At 31.2% G+C, this 26,325-nt stretch carries 21 protein-coding genes and 2 pseudogenes; all 23 read left to right on the top strand.

Annotated features, from left to right (window positions below):
- Positions 1 to 43: 43 nt before the first annotated feature.
- The 23 genes and pseudogenes from AC1RYN_RS01990 to AC1RYN_RS01880 all read left to right on the top strand — a co-directional run bounded on the left by AC1RYN_RS01990 (position 44) and on the right by AC1RYN_RS01880 (position 26,323).
- Positions 44 to 1,825, top strand: a complete 1,782-nt coding sequence (locus AC1RYN_RS01990) for an SDR family NAD(P)-dependent oxidoreductase (protein WP_481805629.1) — start codon at positions 44 to 46, stop codon at positions 1,823 to 1,825.
- A gap of 7 nt (positions 1,826 to 1,832) precedes the next feature.
- Positions 1,833 to 2,645, top strand: a complete 813-nt coding sequence (locus tag AC1RYN_RS01985; RefSeq protein ID WP_481805628.1) for an acyl carrier protein — start codon at positions 1,833 to 1,835, stop codon at positions 2,643 to 2,645.
- A 44-nt stretch (positions 2,646 to 2,689) separates the two neighbouring features.
- Positions 2,690 to 5,044 carry a type I polyketide synthase gene (locus AC1RYN_RS01980; protein ID WP_481805627.1) on the top strand — a complete coding sequence of 785 codons (2,355 nt, stop codon included), beginning with the start codon at positions 2,690 to 2,692 and terminating at the stop codon, positions 5,042 to 5,044.
- A gap of 23 nt (positions 5,045 to 5,067) precedes the next feature.
- Positions 5,068 to 5,784 carry a hypothetical protein gene (locus AC1RYN_RS01975; RefSeq protein WP_481805626.1) on the top strand — a complete coding sequence of 239 codons (717 nt, stop codon included), beginning with the start codon at positions 5,068 to 5,070 and terminating at the stop codon, positions 5,782 to 5,784.
- Positions 5,785 to 5,806: 22 nt separating this feature from the next.
- A complete protein-coding gene (locus AC1RYN_RS01970; RefSeq protein WP_481805625.1) occupies positions 5,807 to 7,642 on the top strand; it encodes a KR domain-containing protein in 1,836 nt (611 codons plus the stop codon).
- Positions 7,611 to 7,955: an acyl carrier protein gene (locus AC1RYN_RS01965; protein WP_481805624.1), complete on the top strand. Its 345-nt coding sequence runs from the start codon at positions 7,611 to 7,613 to the stop codon at positions 7,953 to 7,955. The genes AC1RYN_RS01970 and AC1RYN_RS01965 overlap by 32 nt, the downstream gene beginning before the upstream one ends.
- Before the next feature lie 256 nt (positions 7,956 to 8,211).
- Positions 8,212 to 9,024, top strand: a pseudogene (locus AC1RYN_RS01960) (condensation domain-containing protein).
- A gap of 160 nt (positions 9,025 to 9,184) precedes the next feature.
- Positions 9,185 to 9,622 carry a condensation domain-containing protein gene (locus AC1RYN_RS01955; RefSeq protein ID WP_481805623.1) on the top strand — a complete coding sequence of 146 codons (438 nt, stop codon included), beginning with the start codon at positions 9,185 to 9,187 and terminating at the stop codon, positions 9,620 to 9,622.
- A pseudogene (locus AC1RYN_RS01950) lies at positions 9,550 to 10,064 on the top strand (AMP-binding protein). Before AC1RYN_RS01955 ends, AC1RYN_RS01950 begins: the two are co-directional and overlap by 73 nt.
- A 32-nt stretch (positions 10,065 to 10,096) precedes the next feature.
- A complete protein-coding gene (locus tag AC1RYN_RS01945; protein WP_481805622.1) occupies positions 10,097 to 10,426 on the top strand; it encodes a hypothetical protein in 330 nt (109 codons plus the stop codon).
- Positions 10,410 to 11,366, top strand: a complete 957-nt coding sequence (locus AC1RYN_RS01940; RefSeq protein ID WP_481805635.1) for a phosphopantetheine-binding protein — start codon at positions 10,410 to 10,412, stop codon at positions 11,364 to 11,366. The genes AC1RYN_RS01945 and AC1RYN_RS01940 overlap by 17 nt, the downstream gene beginning before the upstream one ends.
- A 15-nt stretch (positions 11,367 to 11,381) precedes the next feature.
- Complete coding sequence (locus tag AC1RYN_RS01935) at positions 11,382 to 11,627, top strand: hypothetical protein (RefSeq protein ID WP_481805621.1); 246 nt, start codon at positions 11,382 to 11,384, stop codon at positions 11,625 to 11,627.
- Positions 11,628 to 11,646: 19 nt separating this feature from the next.
- Positions 11,647 to 14,238 carry a non-ribosomal peptide synthetase gene (locus tag AC1RYN_RS01930; RefSeq protein WP_481805620.1) on the top strand — a complete coding sequence of 864 codons (2,592 nt, stop codon included), beginning with the start codon at positions 11,647 to 11,649 and terminating at the stop codon, positions 14,236 to 14,238.
- A 2-nt stretch (positions 14,239 to 14,240) separates the two neighbouring features.
- Positions 14,241 to 14,417, top strand: coding sequence for a hypothetical protein (locus AC1RYN_RS01925; RefSeq protein WP_481805619.1), 177 nt, complete (start codon positions 14,241 to 14,243; stop codon positions 14,415 to 14,417).
- Entirely contained in the window at positions 14,414 to 14,539 is a 126-nt protein-coding gene (locus tag AC1RYN_RS01920) for a hypothetical protein (RefSeq protein ID WP_481805618.1), read from the top strand. Before AC1RYN_RS01925 ends, AC1RYN_RS01920 begins: the two co-directional genes overlap by 4 nt.
- Positions 14,514 to 14,654: a phosphopantetheine-binding protein gene (locus tag AC1RYN_RS01915; RefSeq protein ID WP_481805634.1), complete on the top strand. Its 141-nt coding sequence runs from the start codon at positions 14,514 to 14,516 to the stop codon at positions 14,652 to 14,654. The genes AC1RYN_RS01920 and AC1RYN_RS01915 overlap by 26 nt, the downstream gene beginning before the upstream one ends.
- A 43-nt stretch (positions 14,655 to 14,697) precedes the next feature.
- On the top strand, positions 14,698 to 15,204 hold the full coding sequence (locus AC1RYN_RS01910) for a condensation domain-containing protein (protein ID WP_481805617.1): 507 nt from the start codon (positions 14,698 to 14,700) through the stop codon (positions 15,202 to 15,204).
- Between the two features lie 34 nt (positions 15,205 to 15,238).
- Positions 15,239 to 21,172 (top strand): amino acid adenylation domain-containing protein, encoded by a 5,934-nt coding sequence (locus AC1RYN_RS01905; RefSeq protein ID WP_481805616.1) that lies wholly within the window; start codon positions 15,239 to 15,241, stop codon positions 21,170 to 21,172.
- Positions 21,173 to 21,178: 6 nt separating this feature from the next.
- Positions 21,179 to 21,553 carry a beta-ketoacyl synthase N-terminal-like domain-containing protein gene (locus tag AC1RYN_RS01900; RefSeq protein ID WP_481805615.1) on the top strand — a complete coding sequence of 125 codons (375 nt, stop codon included), beginning with the start codon at positions 21,179 to 21,181 and terminating at the stop codon, positions 21,551 to 21,553.
- On the top strand, positions 21,513 to 25,202 hold the full coding sequence (locus tag AC1RYN_RS01895) for a type I polyketide synthase (protein WP_481805614.1): 3,690 nt from the start codon (positions 21,513 to 21,515) through the stop codon (positions 25,200 to 25,202). The genes AC1RYN_RS01900 and AC1RYN_RS01895 overlap by 41 nt, the downstream gene beginning before the upstream one ends.
- A 35-nt stretch (positions 25,203 to 25,237) precedes the next feature.
- Positions 25,238 to 25,477 carry a hypothetical protein gene (locus AC1RYN_RS01890; protein ID WP_481805613.1) on the top strand — a complete coding sequence of 80 codons (240 nt, stop codon included), beginning with the start codon at positions 25,238 to 25,240 and terminating at the stop codon, positions 25,475 to 25,477.
- Entirely contained in the window at positions 25,456 to 25,698 is a 243-nt protein-coding gene (locus tag AC1RYN_RS01885) for an acyl carrier protein (protein WP_481805612.1), read from the top strand. Before AC1RYN_RS01890 ends, AC1RYN_RS01885 begins: the two co-directional genes overlap by 22 nt.
- 1 nt (position 25,699) lies before the next feature.
- Entirely contained in the window at positions 25,700 to 26,323 is a 624-nt protein-coding gene (locus tag AC1RYN_RS01880; protein WP_481805611.1) for a condensation domain-containing protein, read from the top strand.
- Positions 26,324 to 26,325: the final 2 nt, after the last annotated feature.

Below are 26,325 nucleotides of genomic sequence, written 5' to 3'. Positions count from 1 at the left end.
TGTTGGCTACGCCTTCGACATTACGTATTGCTAAGGTTAATACATGCTCCTGTTGTTGGGGAAAAATTATTATTATTTGATTCAGGCTTTAAATGAAACTGAATGGGAAATATTTCCAAAATTAACCGTAATTACGTCAGCATCTCAACAAGTAATCACCGATGAGAAAGTAAATATTTTCTCAGCTCCACTTTTTGGAATGAGTAGGGTTGCTTTTCATGAGCATTCCGAATTTGATTGTACTAGAATTGATCTTAGTGACACCCCAGAAAAAGATAGTAAATTTTTATCTAATATACTTTATTCGGGTTTGAAGAAAAAAGAAATAGCTATTCGGGACAATAATTTATTTGCTCACAGACTTAATCATTATGAGATTCCAAAATTCATTGATGCAAATAACAGTGATCTAAAAACTCTCCCTGCTGACGATGCTGTTTCATTTCAATTTGTTACCGACGAACCTGGAGTATTAGATAATATTACAGTTAGAGAAACAGAAATAAAAAATCCAAGTGACGATGAGATTGAAGTAAAAGTACAAGCTGTTGGCCTCAATTTTATGAATGTGATGTCTGCCTTGGGTATTTATCCAGGTTCTCCAAAAGGCTTTCTTTGTTTAGGTATTGAATTTGCAGGTATTGTTAACAGAATAGGCTCAGAAGTAACCGATCTTAAAGTTGGAGATCGAGTGATAGGATTAAGTCCGCAACATGATTGTTTTGGAAAGTACACAATTTGTAAATCACTACAAGCTGTAAAGATTCCTGATCATATGAATTTTCTTGATGCCGCAACAATTGCTGTGGCGTATGGAACTTCGTATGCATGTTTAATAGCCCATGGGAATCTTAAAAAAGGAGAAAGGGTTCTTATCCATTCTGCTACGGGAGGTGTTGGTATAGCTGCAATTGAGATAGCTAAAAATGTTGGAGCTGAAATTTATGCTACAGCAGGAACTGAAGAAAAGAGAGAGCTGTTGAGAAAAATGGGTGTAAAATACGTAATGGACTCGCATTCTCTTGATTTTGTGAAAGAGATTAGAAATTATACAAATGGAGAAGGAATTGATGTTGTATTGAATTCTCTTACTGGTGAAGCAATGATTCAAAGTATTAAGTTACTTCGTGGATTTGGACGTTTTCTTGAAATAGGTAAAAAAGATGTTTATGAGAATAGTATTTTAAAGATGGATATTTTTAAAGAAAGTATTAGCTATACTTTCTTTGATCTTCATAAAATGCTAAATGAAAGACCTGATTTGGTGAGAGGGCATCTTAATAATGTAATGAATCATTTTGAAAATGGACATTACGCAGCAATTCCAAAAACTGTTTTTCCAGCTTCTGCTATGTTAGATGGTTTTAATATGATGGCTAAAGGACAGCATGTTGGTAAAATTGTTTTCGATTTAAATGATCCATTGTTGATGGTAGAACCAGCCAAAAAAATGTTTTCAGAAAATGAAACTTATTTGATTACCGGCGGAATGGGTGGATTAGGTTTTGCTCTTGCAGAATGGATGTGCGAAAAAGGAGCTGTTAATATTGTGCTTGTTGGAAGAAATAAACCTAGCGATGCAAGACAAAAAGAAATTAATAAGTTGATTGCAAGAAAAAAGAACATCTTGATTCTAAATGGAGATATAAGTAATCCTTCGGATGTAGATTTAATCTTGAATGAAATAAAATTATCAATGCCCGAACTAAAAGGTGTCTTTCATGCAGCTGGATCATTATCAGATAGTTCAATTGCAAAATTGAATGTTGAAACATTTAGAAAACCGATAGAAAGTAAAGATTCAAGGTGCGCTGAATCTTCATAATGCTACATTGAATGATAATTTAAAATATTTTGTTCTTTTTTCTTCAGTGGCATCAACAATTGGTTCTATAGGGCAAGCAAATTATGTAGCAGGTAACGCTTTTATGGATGCTTTATCAAAAGAAAGACAATCACTTAAACTTACTGTTAACTGTATCAACTGGGGACCAATCGCAGAGATTGGCCTCGCTGCTGAACAAGATATCCGTGGCGGCCGACTTGAAGAAGAAGGTATCCCTAGCTTTACAGTAAATGAATATATTGAAGCTATTGAGTTGGTATTAACAAATCAATTAACTGATGTAAATGTATTTAATTTTAACCATGCCAAATGGGTAGAGAATAATCCTTCATATGCAGTTGATAAACTTCTTGACAATCTTACAAATTCTAAACAGATAATAGTTGAAAATAATTTTGTGCAAATGCTCAAAGAATCTATTTCATTTGACGAATCTGCCTTAATGATGGAAGTCGAACTTCAAGAAATTTTAGGAGGAATTCTTAAAGCTGCTCCTGGAAAAATTGATAAAGACCTTCCTTTCGTTAATCTTGGATTAGATTCACTTATGGCTATTCAATTTAGAAATAAATTGCAGAAATTAATTGGTATTCAAATCTCAATTACTACGTTTTGGAATTATCCAAAAATTCATCTTTTAGCTCGACATTTATTAAATGAGTTAAACATCAAAACAGAATTGTTTTCGGCTGAAGAAAAAGTAATTATTAACACTGATAAAGAGATTGATCTTTTGATTGAGGAAATGTCTGATTCAGAAATGCTTGAAGAACTGGATCGAGAACTAAATAATCTCTAATCAAATTAGACACTGCAACCAATTAAGAAATAAGCAACACAAGTATGGAAAAGGAACAACTGACTGAAAAACTCAAACAATCATTGGGTGTAATTAAAAAGCTAAAAAATGAAGTTCAGAAGTTAAAGGAAAATGATGGGCCTATTGCTGTAATTGGTATGGCCTGTAAATTACCAGGTAAAGTGAATAATACTGAAGATTTTTGGCAATTGTTGCTTGATAAAAAAAATGGAATTGTTGATATTCCAGCTGACCGATGGAATATTGATGATTTTTATGATGAAAATCTTTCTGTTCCAGGAAAAATGTGCGTTCGAAAGGGAGGTTTTATTGATGATATTGATTTATTTGATGCACAATTTTTTGGGATTTCTCCTATTGAAGCAGAAGCACTGGATCCACAACAACGTATACTTCTTCAAACCACTTTGCAAGCAATAGAATCTGCAGGTATACCTACAGAAAAGTTGAAGGGCTCTTTATCTAGTGTCTTTATAGGAATTGCATCACCTGAATATATTCAGCAGAGAGCAGCAACAAAACAATATCATTTAATGGATGTTTATGATGTTACTGGAAATACTCCGTGTACAGCAGCAGGAAGAATATCTTACAACTTTGATTTAAAAGGTTCTAATCTTGCACTAGACACGGCATGTTCTTCTTCACTTGCAGCTATACATTTAGCTTGCAATAGTTTGCATAACGGCGAATCAGATTTAGCTATTGCAGGAGGCGTTAATTTAATGTTAGAACCAAATGCACATATAATTTTCTCGAAAATGGGAGCACTTTCTCCTGAAGGGGAATGTCGTTCATTTGATGCTAATGCTAATGGTTTTGTTCGAAGTGAAGGCTGTGGTGTTGTTCTATTAAAAAGATTGAAAGATGCAGAAAGAGACGGAGATAACATCCTTGCCGTTATTAAAGGTTCAGCTCTCAATCAGGATGGAAAAAGTAATGGATTAATTGCTCCTAACGGGTTAGCTCAGCAGGAGGTTCTTAAAAGTGCTTTGTTAAAAGCAAATATGACTCCTTCCGAAATTGATTATATTGAAACTCACGGTACTGGTACACCCCTTGGAGACCCAATTGAAATAGAAGCTATAAATAGAGTTTATGGTAAAGACAGAATAAATAAAAACACCTTACATATAGGTTCAGTAAAAACGAATGTTGGACACTTAGAATCAGCTTCAGGAATAACTTCTTTTATAAAGGCTGTTCTTTCCTTAAAGAATAGATGCATTCCTGCCAATCTTAATTTTAAAACCCCTAGTCCACATATTGAATGGATGGATTTTGTAAAAGTTCCCATAGAAACAACTAAGTATAATATAGTTGATAAACCTATGGCTGTTGGTGTTAGCGCATTTGGCTTTAGTGGTACAAACGCTCATGTAATACTTGAAGAGTATAAAACTAAAACAAACAACTCGGAAGATTCTTTAAAAAATCATATTGTTTTTTTATCCGCTAAAACAGATAAAAGCTTGCTAGATATTGCAACTAGATATAAAATATTTCTTAAAACGAATAGTCAAATATCACTTTCCGATTTTTCATATACTACAGGAATTGGCCGATCTCACTTTGCTAAGAGATTAGCAATAATTACGTCTTCAACATCAGATTGTTTAGTTCAGTTAGATCAACTCCAGAATCCTAAAAATGAGAGTATCGTAATTTCTGGACTATTCCCAGAAAGCACAAAGTTAATTACATCATTTTTATATAATGGTCAAGGAACACAATATCCTGGCATGGGGAAAGAACTTTACCATAGCCAACCTGTTTTTAAAGCAGCTGTTGATGAATGTATAGAGTATATAGATAAAGAGATTGAATTTTCGTTTTTAGATTTGTTGCTAGGAGACAATATAAAACAAGATCTAAATCAAACGGAATGGGCCCAACCGGCAATTTTTATTATAGAATATGCTTTAACTAAATTATGGGAATATTGGGGAATTAAACCTAATTATATTCTAGGACATAGTATTGGTGAATATGCAGCGGCCTGTTATAGTGGAATTTTTAGTTTGCAAGATGCATTAAAGCTTATCACAGCAAGAGGAAAATTAATGGAAGGATTGAAAAATCCCGGAAAAATGATTTCAATTGTAGCGAATGAAGAGAAAGCAAGAATAATTATAGACAGATTTGAACAAGTTTCTATCGCAGCAATAAATGGTGATGAAAGTGTTGTGCTTTCTGGCGATGCAAAACAGATCGATGAAATCATTTCAATTCATGGAGAGCAAATTAAAATGAAAGCCCTTAATGTTTCGCATGCATTTCATTCTCCCTTAATGAAACCGATGCTTGAGGAATTTACAAACTTTGTAAAACAATTACCTATAACAACACCTCTACAATACAAATTATTTCATCCGTAACAGGGAAGATTATCACAAATGAAATGAGTACCTCTGATTATTGGGTAGATCATGTAATTAAAACAGTAAAATTTAAGAAAGGCCTAGAAATGCTTGTAAGTTTAGGAGCAAATGTATTCCTTGAAATTGGTGCAGACGCTGTTTTAAGCGGTCTTTCAAAAACAAAAGTAGATCAAAAATCATCTTTAGTAATTACAAGTCTTAAAAAAAACAGAAACAACAATGAAAGTATTCTCTTTGCCTTAGCGCAACTATATGTCAATGGAGCTAATGTTTTTTGGCAGAATTTTTATCAACATACTAAAAATTCAAAAATAAGTATTCCAACATACCCTTTTCAAACCAAAAGATACTGGTTGGAGAATAACATAGATAAAGAAATTGGAATACATAATAAACCGAATGAACACCCCTCTTTGGGAAGTAAAAGAAAACTTGCAGGTAGTATAAATACATATATTTGGGAACAGCAATTTAATCTAAGATCAATATCATATCTGTGTGATCACAAAATAGAAAACACAATTATTTTTCCAGCTGCATGTTATACAGAAATGGCTGTATCGGCAGTAAAAGAACTTAGCAGCCAGAAACATATTGAACTGAATTCGATTAAATTTGAAAAAGTCTTTATTCTGAAAGATGAAGAAATTTATGAACTTCAAATGCAAGTAAAAAAAGAAGATAATAATTTTCGTTTCAGCATTTATAGTAGAACTTTAAAAAGAGAAAGACTCTGAATGGGTATTCAGGATGAGTGGAATGGCAATTACAAAAGAAGATACTAAACAAAGTGTAACTCTTGATATAGATGCAATAAAAAAGAGGTCTTTAAGACAGTTGTCGGGTGTTGCTTTTTATGCTGATTGGTATAAATCAGGAAACCATTGGGAGAATACTTTTAAAGGCGTTTCAGAAATTTGGATTGGTAAAGATGAAATACTTTCGTTTAGTAAAACTCCAGTTGATATAGTTGGTCAAATGAAAGATTATCATTCGCATCCTGCATTAATGGATATATGTGGGCAACTGCTTGCTGCTGGAATTGAAGGAACAAAGGAAAGTGCTTTCGTTGGCAAAGGAATAGGTGCTGTAAAAATACATGATCATTTATCAGGCGATGCGTTTTGGAGTTACGCAAAGATATTAAATAACGATACAATTAATAGAAAACTTATAGGAGATGTTCAGGTGTTTAACTCTGCAGTCGAATTGGTTGCGGAGACTACTAATGTAGAATTTGAATTTATTGGTAGTCAATCAAATGAAATAAAAATAGAACAATGGATTCATGAAGTAGAATGGATCGATATGGATATAATCTCTGAAGCAATAGAACAAAAAGATTCATGGCTTATATTCGACCGTGCTAAAACACTAGGGGCTAAATTATTTTCATCAGTAAATCAACATGGACTAAATGCGATTGTTATTGAAGAAGTAGAAAGGCTTAAAACATGTATTGAAAATAATCAAAAAATTATTTATATCCCACAAAATATCATTGGAGAATCATCAGACTATCTTAATGAAATTTATTTAATTATTCAGGAAATTGAAATCATTATAAAAACAATTACTGATTATAATGGTGAAGCAATAAAGTTATGGGTGATTACCCGTGGAGCATGGAGCTACTCTGCTGAAGAAAAATTACTACATGCCACTTTATGGGGGTTTGTCAAATCACTTGAGCTTGAGAATGAAAAAATTTGGGGAGGTATTATTGATATTGAAAATTCTAATTCAGAAAAATTTAATTTTGAACAAATTCTGTCTCTCATTTGTCGTGAACAAAAGGAAAAACAAATTCTTATTGGTGAAAATTCTATACAAGTTCCTCGCTTAAGAAAAGCAAAAATTACTCCTCCTTCAAACGAACTAAAATTTTCAAAAGATGCCACATATATGATTACAGGTGGTCTTGGTGATTTAGGCCTTCTGACCGCTGAATGGATGATTAAAATGGGGGCTAGAAGACTTATTCTTACAAGTAGAAATGGTTTGCCTTCTCGAAATAAATGGAAAGATATAGATTCCCTTTCAAAGATTGGTAATAAAATAAATGCAGTAAAAAAACTAGAGCTAAATGGAGCTCATATTGAAATATTAAAACTTGATGTAGCGGACGAAAAAAAAATATCAACTTGGTATGATGAATACTGTTCTGCCTCTTTCCCCCCTATTAAAGGAGTTATACATGCAGCAGGAAATGTAAGTTATACGCCTTTTGGAGAATCGAATGCTCAAAAGGCAATCGAACAACTTAGCCCGAAAATTTTAGGAGTGATTAATCTGGATAAAATTTTAAATGATAATCTAGACTTCTTCATTATGTACTCCTCGGCATCAGCGATACTTGCTTCACCTGGTTTGAATATTTATGCAGCAGCCAATAGTTTTATGGACGCACTTGCTTTGTCTAGAACTAATCGTGGATTAAAAACATTAAGTATTAACTGGGGAGCATGGTCTGATACTGGCCTTGTAAATGAAGCCTTAAAAAATCAAAAATCAAGTTATAAGATAATGAATCTTATTTCGCCTAGTCAAGGTATGAGTGCACTTGAGTTGGTTTGGAATTCATCTTCTTGGTAGGTTAGCGGTATTACCAGTCGATTGGTCATCGTGGACAACTTTATTTCCTTCATCAGCAAATATGCCATTTTTTAACGAAGTGATTGAATTTATTAACCCAATAAGGGATGATAACTCTGAATGGGTTGATTTTTTAAATGAATTCAATGGTAATCAGGAAGCCACAGTTTTAGAAATAGAAAAATATTTGATTCAAAAAATAAGTGTATTATTGAGACTAGATAAGGGAGATATAAGTACACATATTTCTCTTGCCGAATACGGACTCGATTCCATGATGGCTATTGAACTTAAAAACAAAATAAGAAACTAACCTTAAGGTTATCCTTAGTATGGTTGATTTAATACAAGGTCCTAGCATCAATGAATTGGCTATGATCATAGCCGAACGTTTAAATAACAAAATTGAGACCATCGCAATTGAACACAAGCATCAAGAATTATCCGCTGGAATAATTATAAATTAAGTGCTGGTCAAGAATCCTTATGGACCTTGTACCAAATGAATCCTTCAAGTTCTGCTTACAATGTAGCTTTTACGACAAGGATAATGAATGGACTGAACTTGGATAAAATGGAAAGAAGCAATTGAAATTATTGTTAATCGTCATGAAACATTGCGAATTTCATTTAGTACATCCGAAACAGGAATTCCATCAAACCTTGCGCCCTTTAGGAAAAAAAAATCATTCAGTTTTAATATCATTGATGCATGTAATTGGGACAATGAAAAATTGTACGAAGAGGTTAAATCTGCTTATGAAATACCATTTAATTTAGAGAATGATCCTCTTTTAAGAGTTGATATGTTTGATGAAGGAAAAGGTTCATTTGTCATGTTGCTTACATTGCATCACATGTGTTGTGATGGTTGGTCATTATGGGTATTGCTCGATGAGTTGAAGGAAGTTTATTCATCACTTTGCACAAATAAAGAAATCATTCTAACGGAAAAGATTTTTAACTATTTTGATTTTGTTTCTTGGCAAGATGAAATGCTCGTAAGTAATGAAGGTACTAGATTATGGCAATTTTGGAAGAAACAGTTGGAAGGAGAACTTCCCTGTTTTAAATTTACCTGTTGATTATCCACGGAGTTTAACAACTGAAAATGTAGGAGCAACTTACAGATTTGATATTGATAAAGATCTAGTAGAAAAACTCAAGGAATTTTCTAAAAAGAATCAGCTACACTTTTCATGTCAGCTCTAACCTTGTTTAAAATACTACTTTACAGATATACTAATACTGAAGATATTATTATAGGTTCACCAACTTCAGGCCGTAGTAAAATGGAATTTGCTGGACTTGTAGGAGACTTTATAAATATGACTGTAGTTAGAACAAAACCATCTAATATTCTTTCATTCAGGAGTATTTAGGAAAAAGTAAAACAGACTGTACTTGATGTGCTTTCTAATCAGGATTTCCCTTTCCCTTTAATTGTTAAAAAATTAAATCCAAAAGAGAAACTAACCCCAATTTTTCAAAGTATGTTTAGTCTCACAAAAGCCTCAAAAGTTTGAAGAAATTATTGCCCTTATGGAAGGAGATAATGTGAAGTGGGGTGAATTAGAACTTAGCCCGTTTAATATGCCTCAGCAAGAAGGGCAATTTGATATCACGCTTGAATTGATTGAGAATAGCAAAGGTATAGCTGGTATTTTTAAATATAATTATAAGTTGTTTAACGAAAGTACTATTGTTAGGATGCAAGAACAATATGTAAACTTGATGCGTGCTTTATTAGATAATCCAGATCAACTTATATCAACAGTTTCTATGCACAACAAAGTGACTGAGGATACGATTCTGAAAAAATGGATCGGTAATAATGTTAAATTATCAGAAAAAGGCATTAATACACTTATTGAAGAACAAGTTGCTAGAAATGAACAACAACTGCATTGGTTGATGGGGACGAAGAGCTTAGTTATTCTGAATTGGATTGCAGAGCAAATCAGTTTGCTGCTTACTTGATATCCAAGGGAGTTAAAAAAGGTGAATTGGTTGGAATCTGTACTGAAGATCTTTTAACATGGTAATATCTATTCTAGCTGTACTAAAATCAGGCGCAGCTTATGTTCCGCTTGATCCGGATTTTCCTGTTGAAAGGTTAAACTTTATCACTTCAGACTCTAATATTTCATACCTCATTACAGAAAATAATCACTTTAAGTTATTTGGTGAATTTAACGGAGTTGTAATTGATTTAGATCAAGAAGCTAGGAACATTGCAAAACAACCTTATGAGCAAAATAGTATAACTGTGTATTCTGATGATTTGGCATATGTAATATATACATCAGGTAGTACAGGTAGACCAAAAGGAACATTAATTACTCATGGGAATGTTGTTAATTTTTGCAAGGGAATGGATACTTTGCTTGGTTCTGATCCGAGGAATATCACTTTGCTGTAACCACAATTTCATTTGATATAGCTGTTTTGGAATTGATATGGACTTTAACCAATGGATTTAAGGTCGTTTTGCAAGAGAATAATATAAAAAATTTGGCTACTCCATCTATGGATTCTTTAACAAGTTTAAATGAACTGGAAAATAGTAATCCATTACCTGAAGCAGGAACAAATAAAATTTACAGCGTTGTTGAAAATATTATAAAAAACAAAGTATCTCATTTACAATGTACACCTTCATTAATGCGTATTCTGATAAATGACGATAATACTAGGAATGAATTAAAATGGCTTAAAAAAATTATGTTGGGAGGAGAAAAGCTTCCCTTGGAGTTGATAAAAAAAAATAAATGCTGTATCTGAAGCAGAAATTTTCAACATGTACGGACCAACAGAAACAACAGTATGGTCATCCGTTAAAAAAATCGACAAACAAGCAACTAGGATTACTCTTGGATCACCGATTGACAATACACAATTTTATATTCTTGACTCCTTTCTCAATCCTGTATCAGAAGGAATGTTAGGAGAATTATATATTGGAGGAAAAGGTGTTACAGCTGGATATATAAACAGACCAGCTTTAACCGAGGAAAAATTTATAAAAAATCCATTTAGTGATGAGTATAATCTTATTTACAGAACAGGTGACTTAGTCCGTTATGACAGCAATAACGAAATTGAATATATTGAGCGTGCAGATTTACAAGTAAAGGTAAATGGTCATAGAATCGAAATAGAGGAAATAGAAATTATACTTAACCAGATGCCACTAGTCGAACAGGGTGTAGTTGTCTGTGTGAAAAAAGATGAAAATGATGCGCTCGTGGCCTGTATAGTTGTCAGTGAAGGTGAACAGTTAGATATCAAGACGCTTCGTTCACAATTAAAAATGGTTCTTCCCGCATACATGATTCCTGGATTTTTTCATATTATTCCTGAAATTCCATTGACTGCTAATGGAAAGATTAATAGGAGTGTATTACAAAATTTAGATATAGAAATCTCATCTCAAAATGAATATGTAGCGCCGAGAAATGATTTAGAAGAAAAGTTGGTGAATATTTGGAAAGAGTTGTTAAATGTTCAAAGAGTAGGTATTTATGACGATTTTTTTGAGTTGGGTGGACATTCACTTTTAGCCGTAAAACTTATTTCTGAAATTAGAAAAATAATTGAAGTAGATATTGAAATGAGGCTATTATTTGAATTAACAAACATAGCTTTAATTTCAGAATACATAGAAATGACAAAATTAAATTTACTAGATACTTCTAAAGTTTATCAAAAAATTGAATTATAAAAAAACACCAAATTAATGCAAGAAAATAGCATCTCAACAGTTTTAGCCCTATTAAAAAAAGCAAATGATCATGGAATTATTGTTTCTAAAAATAATGATAAACTTAATTTACATTTTACCGATGATGCCATAATAGATAATGCTATAATAGAAGATTTAAAATTTCAAAAACAGGCAATATTAAATTTTTTGAGCAATCAATTAATGAAACCTAAGGAAGAAGAATTATCAATTTCAGAGTTTGTAAAGTCTAGAGAATAATGTCTTCAGCAAAATTCCTTTGTCATTTTCACAGGAAAGACTTTGGTTTGTTGATAAATTTCAAAAAAGTGCTCAATATAATCTACCAGCTGTTTTTAAAATAAATGGAGACTTAAATATCCAAATGTTAGAGCAATCTTTTAAGGATATTATAAAGCGTCACAAAGTTTTAAGTTCTAATTTTAAAGATGAAGACGGAGTTCCTTACCAAAGTGAAATATTGGATATTGAGTGGAATATAAAAATTATCAATGATTCAAAAACTAATGACGACAAAGCTATAAATGAATATATACTTAATGAGATTCAGAAGGATTTTGATCTTTCAAAAGATTATTTAATTAGAGGTACGATAATAAACTTTTCTGATGAGGTTTTACTTGTTGTTGTTTTGCATCACATAATATCTGACGGATGGTCAATTCCAATTTTTATTAATGAATTGAGCGAATTATATCGATCAAAAAAAAATAATAGATCTGCTAATCTAGGCGTGCTACCAGTACAATATTCGGATTATTCACTATGGCAAAGAGAGTATTGGGAAAAATTGGTTCTCGAAGATAAATTGAAGTACTGGGAGAAAACATTGGATGGAGTAACTCCAATAAATTTACCTATTGATTATTCTTATCCTTCACTTCAAAGTAATAATGGAGATCTTATAGATTTTAGCTTTTCAAAGCAATTAAACGAAAATGTCATTAGTTTTTCAAAACACAATAAAGTCAGTGTTTTTATGACTCTTTTAAGTGCCTTGAAAATATTAATGTACAAGTATACAGGTCAAAATGATGTTTGCATAGGTACACCTGTCGCTAATAGGAGTCAAAATGAATTGGAAAATCTTGTTGGATTTTTTGTTAATACTATTGCTTTAAGAAGTTATCTGAATGAAAATGAAAGTGTTAGTGTCTTTGTAGATCAAATCCGTAAAGTAACTTTAGAGTCATATTCAAATCAAGATGTGCCTTTCGAAAAAGTTGTTGAACGAGTTGTTAAAGATAGAAATGTAAGTCGTAGTCCGATATTTCAGGTTTTATTAGTTCTACAGAATGAACCTTATGCACAGGTAATAAATATTGATGATGTAACTCTAACGCAATTAAAAATAGAAAAAAAGACATCTAAGTTTGATATTACTTTTGAATTCATTCAAAATAAGTCAGGACTTGAATTGAGTATAGAATATTGTACAGATTTATTTAAACAAGAGACAATAGAGCGCATGGCAAGTCATTATGAACTTCTGTTAAGTAATATTGTAGATAATCCGCATCAACAGATAAAAGATCTTAAATTTCTAAGTTTAGAAGAAGAGAAAACATTAACGGCAGACTTCAATGATACCTTAAAGACATATGATCATGATAAAACTTTAGTCGATTTATTAAAAATCCAAGCGAATCAATCGCCAGATGAAATAGCCTTGATTTTTGATGAAGAAGAATTAACATACAGAGAACTTGATAAGCGTTCGAATCAGTTAGCTCATTACCTTCAAAGAAGAGGAGTAAAAAAGGAATCATTAGTAGCAATATGTATTGATCGTTCTATTGAAATGATTGTAGGATTGCTTGGAATTATAAAAGCCGGAGGTGCCTACGTACCTATAGACCCTGAATATCCTATTAGCAGAATTAACTATATGTTAGAAGATTCGGGAAGTGAAATTCTTTTAACCAGTTCAGAAAGCTGCCCATTGACATTAAATGATCCAGAGATAGATTTGATCTATTTAGATCAAGAGTCTGAGAATCTTAATAACGAATCCATTTTGGCTTTAGATATTGAAATTAGTGTTGATAATTTAGTTTATGTGATTTATACCTCTGGTTCGACGGGTACTCCAAAAGGAGTTATGGTAGAGCATAAAAATATTGTAAATCGATTGTATTGGACGCAGGAATATTATGGGCTGACTCCATTAGACAAAACTTTACAAAAAACATCCTTTAGTTTTGATGTTTCAGTTTGGGAAATATTTTGGCCTTTGATAAGCGGTTCAAAATTAGTTTTAGCAAAACCTGGAGGACAGAAAGACAGCTTTTATTTAAAAAATATAATCGCGGAGCAGGAAATAACAACGATTCATTTTGTCCCTTCAATGCTTGAAGTGTTTTTGCAAGACATAAACCTTGATGATTGCAGAACATTAAAACGTGTCTTATGCAGTGGAGAAGAGCTTAAGAAGAGTCATGTTTTAACATTTAGAGAAAAATTACCGGTAACAGCATTGTATAACTTATACGGTCCAACTGAGGCCGCAGTAGATGTTACTTACTGGCAGGTTCCATTGGATGTAAAAGGACTTGAAATAGTTCCGATTGGTCAGCCTGTTTCAAATACCAGTTTATACATTTTGGATAAAGATGGAAATACAGTACCCATAGGCGTTGTAGGAGAATTATTCATTGGTGGAATACAAGTGGCACGAGGTTACCTGAATCTTCCTGACCTAACTAAAGAACGCTTTATTTCAAGCCCTTTTCAAGAGAATATGCAATCTAGATTGTATAAAACTGGCGATTTGGCTCGCTGGTTATCTGATGGTAATATTGAATATGTGGAAGAAGGGACAATCAGGTTAAAATTAGAGGTTTTCGAATAGAGTTGGGAGAGATAGAAAGTGTTTTACAGGAAATACCAAGTATCAAGCAAAGTATTGTAATTGCTCGAGAAGGAAATGATTCGAACAAACAATTAATAGCATATATCGTTTCAGATGGAGTTTTAGATTTAATAGAAGATAAGCGATTTTTCTTAGAACGAGGCTGCCAGATTATATGATCCCATTATCTATTATAAGTATAGATGAAATTCCATTGACATCTAATGGTAAGATTAATAAGAAAGCATTACCAAAATTCAATGATTCAGTTTTAAATCGTAAAGAATATACTGAACGCTAGAAATGAAATAGAAGAAGAAATAGTAAATATTTGGGGAGAATTATTAAATATCGATAAAATTAGTATTTACGATAATTTTTTTGATTTAGGAGGACATTCACTGCGCAGCTGTTAGGGTAATTTCCTTGATAAGGAAAAGATTAAATATTGAAGCTGAAGTGAAACAATTATTCATCAATCCTACAGTTGAAGGTTTTTCAGAGTATATTCATAGATGTAAAATAGTTCGTGTTTCTACAACAATTGAAAAACAAAAAAGGACTGAAAACATACCTCTTTCTTTTGCACAGGAGCGACTATGGTTTGTTGATAAAAAACAAGGAAGTGTTCAATTTCATTTACCAGTCGTATTAGAATTACTTGGAAATGTGAATGTTGAAATTTTATATAACTCATTTAAAAAAATAATTGATAGACACGAAATATTAAGAACAGTTTTTGTAGAAAATAAAGGAGAAGTATTTCAAAAAATATTAAAAATAGATGACGAATCAGTTTCATTTTTTGAAGAAATAAATACGACTGAAAAAGAAGATTTAAATTACCTAATACAGAATGAGATAGATAAACCCTTTAATCTGTCAAAAGATTTATTATTGAGAGTGAAGCTATTTAAACTTTCAACTGAAAAATGCTGTTTACTCTTACTATTATATAAATATTGATGGTTGGTCGCTGCCAATTTTTGTAAAGGAATTATTGGAAATTTATGAATCTGAAGAAAAAGGAATTGAACATGGATTAAAAGAACTTCCGATTCAATATGCAGACTTTGCTATTTGGGAAAGATCAAATACTGATGAAGTAACTTTAAATACAAAACTTAAGTTTTGGGAAGAAAAACTAAAAGATCTTTCTCAATTAAATTTACCTACGGATTATCCGCGACCAAAATTTCTAAGCCTAAAAGGGAGTAATACAAGGTATAGTATTGATAAAGAGTTAAGTAGTAAATTAAAAAAATATAGTAAAGAGGAAGGGGTTACCCTATTTATGTCAATGATGGCTATTTTTAAAGTAATGCTTTATAAATATACTAATCAAGAAGATATATGTATTGGGACATCAGTAGCAAATCGAAATTATGATGAAATAGAAGAGTTAATTGGATTCTTTGCTAATCGATTAGTTTTAAGAAATTCAGTAAAAGGAGATAGTTTATTCAAAGATTTTCTAAATCAAATTAAAGATTCTACGTTAGATGTATTTAATAATCAAGACGTTTCTTTCGAAAAGATTGTAGAGCGAGTTCAACCTGAAAGGGATTTAAGTAGGAATCCTTTATTTCAAATAGCATTTATATTTAATAATAATGAAATAATTCCTAGTATAAATATAGGGGAATTAACCGTTGTTGTGAAAGATTATGTTCAAAAAACGTCTAAATTTGATCTAGCATTTAATGTGATTGAAACTGATTCTGAATTAGATATTTTTATAGAATATAATACGGATTTGTTTAAGGATTCAACTATTAATAGAATGTTTGAACATTATGATACTCTTATATCTTCTATTCTAACAAATCCAAACTATACAATTGATCAATTAAATATTTTAGGAGAAGAAGAAAAGAATAAAATATTAGTTGAATTTAATAAGCCTAAAGCTGATAAATTATATGATAAATCATTTATCGAATTATTTAAAGAACAAGCAAGAATTTCACCTTCAGAAAGGGCTCTAGTTTTTGAAAATCAAATATTAACGTATAAAGAGCTTGATCAAAAATCAAGTTTGCTGGCCAATTACCTTCTATCTAGAAATGTTAAGTCTCAAGAAATCATAGGTGTATGCTTGAAAAGCCCTCTGCAAATGGTTTTAGCTATATTGGGGATTTTAAAAATCAGATCGGTGTATTTATCAATTGACAGTGAATTGCCAAAAAGTAGAATTAAATTTATAACAGAAGACACAAAATTAAAGTTTGTTTTGACTGATGAATTTTGTCAGAATTTATTTGATTCAGAAGATGATTTAGAATTAATTAACATAGATAATAAAGCAATATTTGAAGAAAATGAATCAACAAAAGAACTTATATGTTTTGATGATTTTATCAATGATGACTTTTACATTATCTATACTTCAGGCTCTACAGGAAAGCCCAAAGGAGTAGTTATATCACATCATAATGTTTTAGATTATATATCTGGTCTTTTTGAACACACAGATATAACAATGTGTTCTTCATTTGGATTAATGTCAACAATGGCAGCAGATCTTGGTAATACCGTTTTGTTTAGCTCACTTCTCTTAGGCAAAACACTTCATTTATTTTCAAGAGAGTCACTTACAAATGCAAGTAATATGCATGAATATTTTGAGAATAACAAAGTTGATTGTATAAAGATTGTGCCATCTCATTGGAAATCCCTGGAATATAATAATAATATACTTCTGCCTAAACAAATGGTGATATTTGGGGGAGATAAATTAACGATGGATGTAATTGAAAAGATTAAGAATATTGATCACAAATGTAAAGTTTTGAATCATTACGGCCCAACTGAAACAACTATTGGGAAATTATTGTATAAAGTTGATTTAACAGAAAAGAAAGACATTATACCTATTGGCAAGCCATTTACAAATAGCGTTGCCTATATTTTAGATAAATTTAAGAACCCTGTTCCCATTGGAATTGCTGGAGAGTTATTTATTGGGGGTGCAGGAATTTCAAGAGGATATTATAATCAGCCTGATTTAACTAATGATAAGTTTATAGAGAATCCTTTCTCCGACGATTATAATGGTAAATTATACAGTACAGGAGATTTAGTTCGTTGGTTGTCAGATGGTAATATCGAATATATCGACAGAATTGATAATCAAGTTAAAATAAATGGCTACAGGGTAGAGATTGGTGAAATCGAAAAGACTTTATCAGAAGTAAAAAATTTAAAACAAAATGTTGTTATAGTTCGTGAAGAGGATGAAAATAAATCTTTAGTAGCTTATGTGGTTACAGATGGCGATTTTGATAAGGAATTAATTAAGCAACAGCTGAAATTAAAATTACCTGATTACATGATTCCTGCATTAATTGTCAATTTAGAATCAATTCCTTTAACTGCAAATGGGAAAATAGATAAAAAAGTATTATTAGAGAAAGAATTATCTCAAATAAATATTAAATATGTTGAACCAAGAGACGAATTAGAGCAGAAGTTAGCTACTATATGGGAAGAATTACTTAAACGAGATAAAATTGGAATTCATGATAATTTTTTTGAGTTAGGTGGACATTCTTTATTAGCAATTCGAGTTGGATCTAGAATTAGAAAAGAGCTGAAGAAAGATTTGAGCATAAATGATTTGTTTTTGAACCCTACAATTGCATCTCTTTCGGTTTATATCAAAGCTATTGAATATTCTAGTAAGTTATCAATTATAAAAATTAATGAACGCCCAGATGATATTCCATTATCCTATTCTCAGGAAAGATTATGGTTTATTGATAAGTTATATGGCAGTACACATTATCATATACCGTTTGCACTAAAAATAGAAGGATTTGTTGATAAAGATGTATTTGAAGATATGTTTAAAGTTTTAATAAATCGTCATGAGGCATTGAGAACTATTTTTATTGAAAAAAATGGAGCCGTTTATCAGGAAGTAATTACTCCTGATTTGTGGAGATTAGAATATGTAGAAAATTTTCAAATCAATACGCAGGACGATATTGAAATTTTAATTAATCAAGAAATTTATAAACCCTTTAACTTAAATAAGGATTATCCTTTTAGAGTCAAAATTATTAAAGAAAATACAGATCAACATTACATGGTTGTTGTGATACATCATATCGCCGCGGATGGATGGTCAATACCAATTTTAATTAATGAATTAAAATCAATTCTCGAATCTAAAATAACAAAAGAACCTCAACAATTAAATGAGTTGCCTATTCAATATTCGGATTATACAATTTGGCAAAGACAATATTTCAATGAGAAGGTGCTGTCAGAGAAAACGACGTATTGGGAAAATAAATTAAAAAATACAGAAACTTTAAACTTACCATTAGATTACAAAAGACCCAATATACAGTCTATTAATGGTAGTTCTGTAGATTTTATTTTTGAAAGAACATTAGTTGATAAGCTAAAAAAAATATCAATAGATTGTGAAATAACTCTATTTATGGCACTTTTGAGTGGCTTAAAAATATTAATGTATAAATATACTGGACAAAATGATGTTTGCATAGGTACACCTGTTGCTAATCGGGATCAAAACGAGCTCGAAGGACTTATAGGTTTTTTTGTAAATACAGTTGTAATGAGAAGTCATTTAAATGAGACTTCAAGTTTTCTTGAATTTTCAGAACAAATCAAAACGACTTGTTTAGAAGCATATTCGAATCAAGAAGTCCCTTTTGAGAAAATAGTCGAAAAAGTTGTTAAAAACAGAGATTTGAGTACAACTTCATTGTTTCAAGTTTTATTTGTTTTTCAAGACAAATCAGAGATATATGAAATTAATTTAGATTCTGCAGGTTTAAAATTCTCAATTCAGAAATTAAAACAATCTATAAGTAAATTTGATTTAATATTCAATCTAACAGAAAATAAGTCAGGACTTGAATTGAGTATAGAATATTGTACAGATTTATTTAAACAAGAGACAATAGAGCGCATGGCAAGTCATTATGAACTTCTGTTAAGTAATATTGTAGATAATCCGCATCAACAGATAAAAGATCTTAAATTTCTAAGTTTAGAAGAAGAGAAAACATTAACGGCAGACTTCAATGATACCTTAAAGACATATGATCATGATAAAACTTTAGTCGATTTATTAAAAATCCAAGCGAATCAATCGCCAGATGATATAGCCTTGATTTTTGATGAAGAAGAATTAACATACAGAGAACTTGATAAGCGTTCGAATCAGTTAGCTCATTACCTTCAAAGAAGAGGAGTAAAAAAGGAATCATTAGTAGCAATATGTATTGATCGTTCTATTGAAATGATTGTAGGATTGCTTGGAATTATAAAAGCCGGAGGTGCCTACGTACCTATAGACCCTGAATATCCTATTAGCAGAATTAACTATATGTTAGAAGATTCGGGAAGTGAAATTCTTTTAACCAGTTCAGAAAGCTGCCCATTGACATTAAATGATCCAGAGATAGATTTGATCTATTTAGATCAAGAGTCTGAGAATCTTAATAACGAATCCATTTTGGCTTTAGATATTGAAATTAGTGTTGATAATTTAGTTTATGTGATTTATACCTCTGGTTCGACGGGTACTCCAAAAGGAGTTATGGTAGAGCATAAAAATATTGTAAATCGATTGTATTGGACGCAGGAATATTATGGGCTGACTCCATTAGACAAAACTTTACAAAAAACATCCTTTAGTTTTGATGTTTCAGTTTGGGAAATATTTTGGCCTTTGATAAGCGGTTCAAAATTAGTTTTAGCAAAACCTGGAGGACAGAAAGACAGCTTTTATTTAAAAAATATAATCGCGGAGCAGGAAATAACAACGATTCATTTTGTCCCTTCAATGCTTGAAGTGTTTTTGCAAGACATAAACCTTGATGATTGCAGAACATTAAAACGTGTCTTATGCAGTGGAGAAGAGCTTAAGAAGAGTCATGTTTTAACATTTAGAGAAAAATTACCGGTAACAGCATTGTATAACTTATACGGTCCAACTGAGGCCGCAGTAGATGTTACTTACTGGCAGGTTCCATTGGATGTAAAAGGACTTGAAATAGTTCCGATTGGTCAGCCTGTTTCAAATACCAGTTTATACATTTTGGATAAAGATGGAAATACAGTACCCATAGGCGTTGTAGGAGAATTATTCATTGGTGGAATACAAGTGGCACGAGGTTACCTGAATCTTCCTGACCTAACTAAAGAACGCTTTATTTCAAGCCCTTTTCAAGAGAATATGCAATCTAGATTGTATAAAACTGGCGATTTGGCTCGCTGGTTATCTGATGGTAATATTGAATATGTGGGAAGAAGGGACAATCAGGTTAAAATTAGAGGTTTTCGAATAGAGTTGGGAGAGATAGAAAGTGTTTTACAGGAAATACCAAGTATCAAGCAAAGTATTGTAATTGCTCGAGAAGGAAATGATTCGAACAAACAATTAATAGCATATATCGTTTCAGATGAAGAATTAAATACTATTTATTTAAGAGATCAGCTAAAGGTGTTTTTACCAACTTATATGATCCCCAAATATTTTATTCAATTAGATAATATTCCGCTAAACAGCAATGGTAAAATAGATAAAAATATTTTACTTAATGAGAATTTGTCAGTCCTTTCTTCAGGTGTAGAATATTATGAGCCTAGAAATGAAATAGAGATGAAAATGGTAAATATTATAGCAAGTGAATTAGAAAGAAAATACAAGGATGTTGGGATAGATGATAATTTCTTTGATTTGGGAGGGACATCTTTAAAAATGATTAAAATATTAAGTAAAATTAATAGTGAATTCGGGCTTGATGTTAAGATAATTCTACTTTTTCAATATCCAACCATTAGGAGTTTGACTCAAAAGATTTTTTATGAAGAAACAATCGTTGAAAAAAGCAGCTCAGAGGATGAGAATATTTCTGAATATCTTGATGATATAATAAATTTAATGAACTAGGAATATATGAAAAATCAAACTAATAGTAAAGATATAGCTATAATTGGAATCTCAGGAAAGTTTCCTAAATCTAGAGATGTTAATGAGTTTTGGAAAAATTTGATTGATGGTGTTGAGTTGACTACTTTTTTCTCTGACGATGAGTTAAAGAGTTTTGGAATGTCAGATGTTCAGATTAATGATCCTAATTTCATAGGAGTTGAGTCATCAATAGAATCGGAAACATTTGATTATTCGTTTTTTGGATATACGCAAGAAGAAGCCTCATTAATGGATCCGCAAATAAGGTTATTTCATGAGCAAGTATGGGTAGCACTTGAAGATGCTGGTTGTAACCCTCATGATTATCTCGAAAAGAATTGGAATTTTTGTTGCAGCTAACGATAATCTAAATTGGAGAGTTCATGCATTGACTTCTCAAGGAAGTAATGTTAATCCATTTTATCTTAATCAAATATCTGATAAAAATTATATAAGCACTTTAATTTCCTATAAATTAAATTTAAAAGGTCCAAGTTACTATATAGACACCGCTTGTTCAAGTTCACTCACTGCAGTGCATTTAGCATGTCGAAATCTTTTACTTAGAGAATGTTCTGTAGCCATTGCAGGCGGGATTAGAATTAATACACTGAAAGAGAGAGGTTATTTTTATCAAGAAGGTATGATTTTCTCGAAGGACGGACATTGCAGATCTTTTGATGCTAATGCTTCTGGTACAATTTCAGGTGAAGGTATAGGTGTTGTTGTTCTTAAAAGATTAGATGATGCAATTAGAGATAAAGACTCTATTTATGCCGTAATCAAAGCATCAGCAGTTAATAATGATGGAAGCAATAAAATTGGTTACACGTCCCCAAGTGTAGATGGTCAGGCAAATTGTATTAAATTGGCACATGCGATTGCTGGTATTCCTGCTGCTTCAATATCATATATTGAAACGCATGGTACAGCAACTAAACTTGGAGATCCAATAGAAATAGAAGCTTTAAATAAAGCCTTTAATTTCAATAAAGAAAAACATTGTGCTTTAGGCTCTGTGAAATCCAATATGGGACATTTGAGTGCTGCTGCAGGAATAGCTGGATTAATTAAAACTGCTTTATCATTAAAACATAAAATTATTCCTCCCTCATTGAATTATGATGAACCAAATCCTAATATTGATTTTAAAAATGGTCCTTTTTATGTGAATCAAAATTGTCAGGAATGGAAAAGTGTAAATCAAGAGCCTTTAAGGGCAGGAGTTAGCTCTTTTGGTATTGGTGGAACTAATGCACATATTGTATTGGAAGAATTTTCTACCAATGAGGAATCATTTGATAATCGTCCTTATAAGATTGTGAGACTTTCGGCAAAAAGCTCAGCATCTTTGCAGAGGTACAAAAATGATCTAATTCCCTTTTTAAAGAACAACCCAGAAGTCAATCTTTCATATTTATCTTATACTCTTCATACAACAAGAGCTAAATTTGATATTCAGGATTATTTTGTTTGCGCAAATAATCAAGAATTAATTGATTTATTAAAAATTTCTGAGGAAGATAAATTTGTTCAAGAGACTTTTAAAAAGAAAAGGAAAGTGGTTTTTATGTTTCCTGGAGGTGGAACGCAATTCATTAATATGGGCTACAAAATTTATTTATCTGAACCTTATTTTAAAAAGGTAATGGATGAAGGTTTTGATTGTCTTAAAAGTATAAATGGAAAAGATTTTAAAAAAATCATTTTTAACGAATCCCTTGATGAATTTCAAAATAAACTAATTAATGATATTGAGAATATACAGCCATTACTCTTTCTTTTCGAATATTCATTAGCAAAACTATTCATTCATTGGGGAGTAAAGCCAGACATGATGATTGGCCATAGTCTTGGTGAATATGTAGCGGCCTGTGTGAGTGGTGTTTTTACTTTTGAAGATGCATTGCAAATAATTTCTGCTAGAGGTAGACTAATGAGTCAAGTTGACGAAGGCTGCATGTTGAGCATAGGAGTATCGGCTGAATCGATTCCCGCTTCATTGTTAGAAAAAGTCTCAATTGCGGCAATAAACTCTCCGGATTCATTCGTAGCATCAGGAACAATTGAACAAATAGTAGAATTAGAAAAGAATCTTTCTTTAAAAGAAGTACCTTTTAGAAGATTAAAAATAGCTATTGCATCTCATTCTGAAATGATGAATCCAATTTTAGAGGATTTAAAAAAAGAAATTAACAAGGTAAAATTATCTAAAGCTGAAATACCTTTTATTTCCAATTTTGATGGCAAATATATTACTAATGAGCAAGCAATTTCTGTAGAGTATTGGGGTTCTCATTTAAAAAATACAGTTAATTTTTCTAAAGGAATCAAGACTTTGCTGGAAGATGATGATGTCGTATTTATTGAAGTTGGACCAGGAACAGCTTTAACTACTTTTCTTCAACAAAACAATTTGGATAAAATTCATAGAAATATTATTTCTATGAATTTAATTAAACATCCTTTTGAAGAAATTGATGACAACAAAAAATTAATGCAATGTGTTGGAGAATTGTGGAAAGCAGGAATTGATGTGAATTGGAATACTTTTTATGAATTTGAGAAAAATTTTAAAATTTCTGCTCCATCATATTCATTTGAGAAAAATGTTTTCCCTGTAAGAGTAGATCCTTTTAGTAAGATTTTGGAGAATGGTTCTAGAGATATAAAAAAAGCAGAAAATGTCACGGAATACATATATAATCAGAAATGGAAGCAAGTAACTTATCTTAGTTTAAATTCACAAGAAGCGTTTGATTGGACTATAGTTTTCGTAAATGATTCAAACTTATCTAAATCGGTACAAAAAAAACTTAAAAATGAGTCGAGTACTATTTTTTATGTAAAACAAGGTGAAGAATTCATTAATAATGGAAATGAGTTTTATATCAACATTTTTAATGAAGACAACTATAAACAGCTTTTCGATTATTTATCTACACAAATAAAAGGTACCTGCAGAATTTTACATCTTTGGAATACTTGTGACGAAGTTGATAAATATTCAAATGAGTCACTTCGAGCTATTCAGTATAGTGGTTATTTTAGTATTTTGAATATTGCAAGGAGTTTTGAATTAAAAATTAAGAATTCAAGTTTAACAATAGATGTTGTTATTTCAAATCTTTTTAAAGTTTTTAATCAAGATGAGATGAAATATGAAAAATCTACGGTACTAGGAGCTTTAAAAGTGATACCAAAGGAATATCCACAGATTAAATGTAATTGCATTGAATATGACACTTTAGAATTTAGTGATACATCAAACGATATTCTTAATTTATTAATTCTTGAATCTAATACTTACAGGTCTAAGGAAATAATAGCTTACAGGAAAGGTGAATTATGGGAGCCTACCTATGAAATGATTGAAGATAAAAATATTGTTCCAAGTGGCAATTTTAAAAAAAATGGTACTTATTTAATTACTGGTGGTAATGGTGGTATTGCAAGAGTATTTAGTGAATATCTGGTTAATGAGTATGATGCTAATTTAATTTTGGTTGGAAGAACATATCCAGAGGACGATTACTTAGAAAAATTAAATACTGGAAAAAGTAAAATCATTTTTATCGAGTCAGATTTGATTGATAAACAAATTTTAGAGTCTAAAATAAGTTTATTAATACAAGAAAATGAGCTAGAGTTGAATGGAATTATTCACTCTGCTGGGGTAGCAGATTTTTATGGATTAATTCAAGATAGAACCAACGAAGAATGTGAAAATGTTTTTGTTGCCAAGATATTGGGAACTAAAAATCTTTATGATATTTCCTTAAAATACACTTTAGATTTCTTTGTTATGTGTTCGTCAAACTCTTCTTTAATGGCTCCTTTTGGACAAGTAGGGTATATTGCTGCTAATATTTTTCAAAACTATTTTGCACAGGCGCAAAGGTCTGGAAATAAGGTTATAAGTATCTTGTGGGATGCTTGGAAAGAAGGTGGTATGGCTATTGATGCAAGGAAACGTAAAAGTATAAATCAAGAATTAAAAGGTATTTAGATCAAACAGGAATCACAAATGCCGAAGGAATTAAATTGTTAGAATATTCAATCTTATATAATTTGCCCAATTTTATTGTTTCAACGAAAGATCTAGAAAATTGGATTAGCGATTCAAAAAATCTTACAGTAGATAAAGTTATCAGAGAAGTTGAAAAAGCTACTGCTTTTGTAAAAGTTAAAACAGAAAGGCCATTGCTTAAGTCTAAGTATATAGCGCCTACGACTGAAACAGAAAAAATATTGTGTAAAATATGGCAAGACTTTTTGGAATAAAAGATATTGGAATTAACGATAGTTTTTTTGAGATAGGAGGAGATTCGTTGAAGGCGATGACAATAATGAATACTATAAAGAAAACTTTTGGAATTAACATTTCTCTCAAAGAAATGTTTGTTAAACCAACTATTTATTTTCTAGCAGAAAATATTGATGCTATAAATAATATTCACTGCTCTAGTAATGTTGATGAATTTTTTAATGAAATAAAAATTTAATATGATTGATTTAATAAAAAAACTGGTAAGTGAAGAAATTTATCTTAAAGTTGAAGAAAACGAACTAATTGTAAAGTTTAAAGGAAGCAGTTTATCAGAGCACATTATTGATGAAATAAAAACAAACAAACAGGATTTAATAAAGTTTTTAAGTAATAAGGAAGAGAATTATTCAATACCAGTATCAAAAGTTCAAGAGAATTATGATTTGACATCTTCGCAGAAAAGGTTGTGGATACTTAGTCAATTTGAAGGAGGAAGTTTAGCATATAATATTTCAAATGTTTTTGTACTAAAAGGAGATTTTTCTTTTGCTAATCTTGAGACTGCTTTTAAAACGGTTATTCAAAGACATGATAGTTTAAGAACTTCTTTTAGAAAGGATGATAAAGGCGATATCAAACAATTTATATTAGATTATAGTCAGGTTGATTTTGATGTTGATTTTCAAGATATTAGTGTAAGTGGTGCATCATTTGCGAAGAAGATTATAGAAGAAGAGTTTAGAAATCAATTTGATTTGACCCAGGCTCCTTTGGTTCGTGCTAAAATTATAAAATTGTCGAATATTGAACATATTTTGGCTATTACTATTCATCATACTATTGGAGATGGTTTTTCTTAGAT

The sequence above is a fragment of the Flavobacterium sp. TC780 genome, assembly GCF_056783245.1.
The sequence above is the reverse complement of the archived record's forward strand: the minus strand, read 5'-3'. Positions and strand labels throughout refer to the sequence as shown.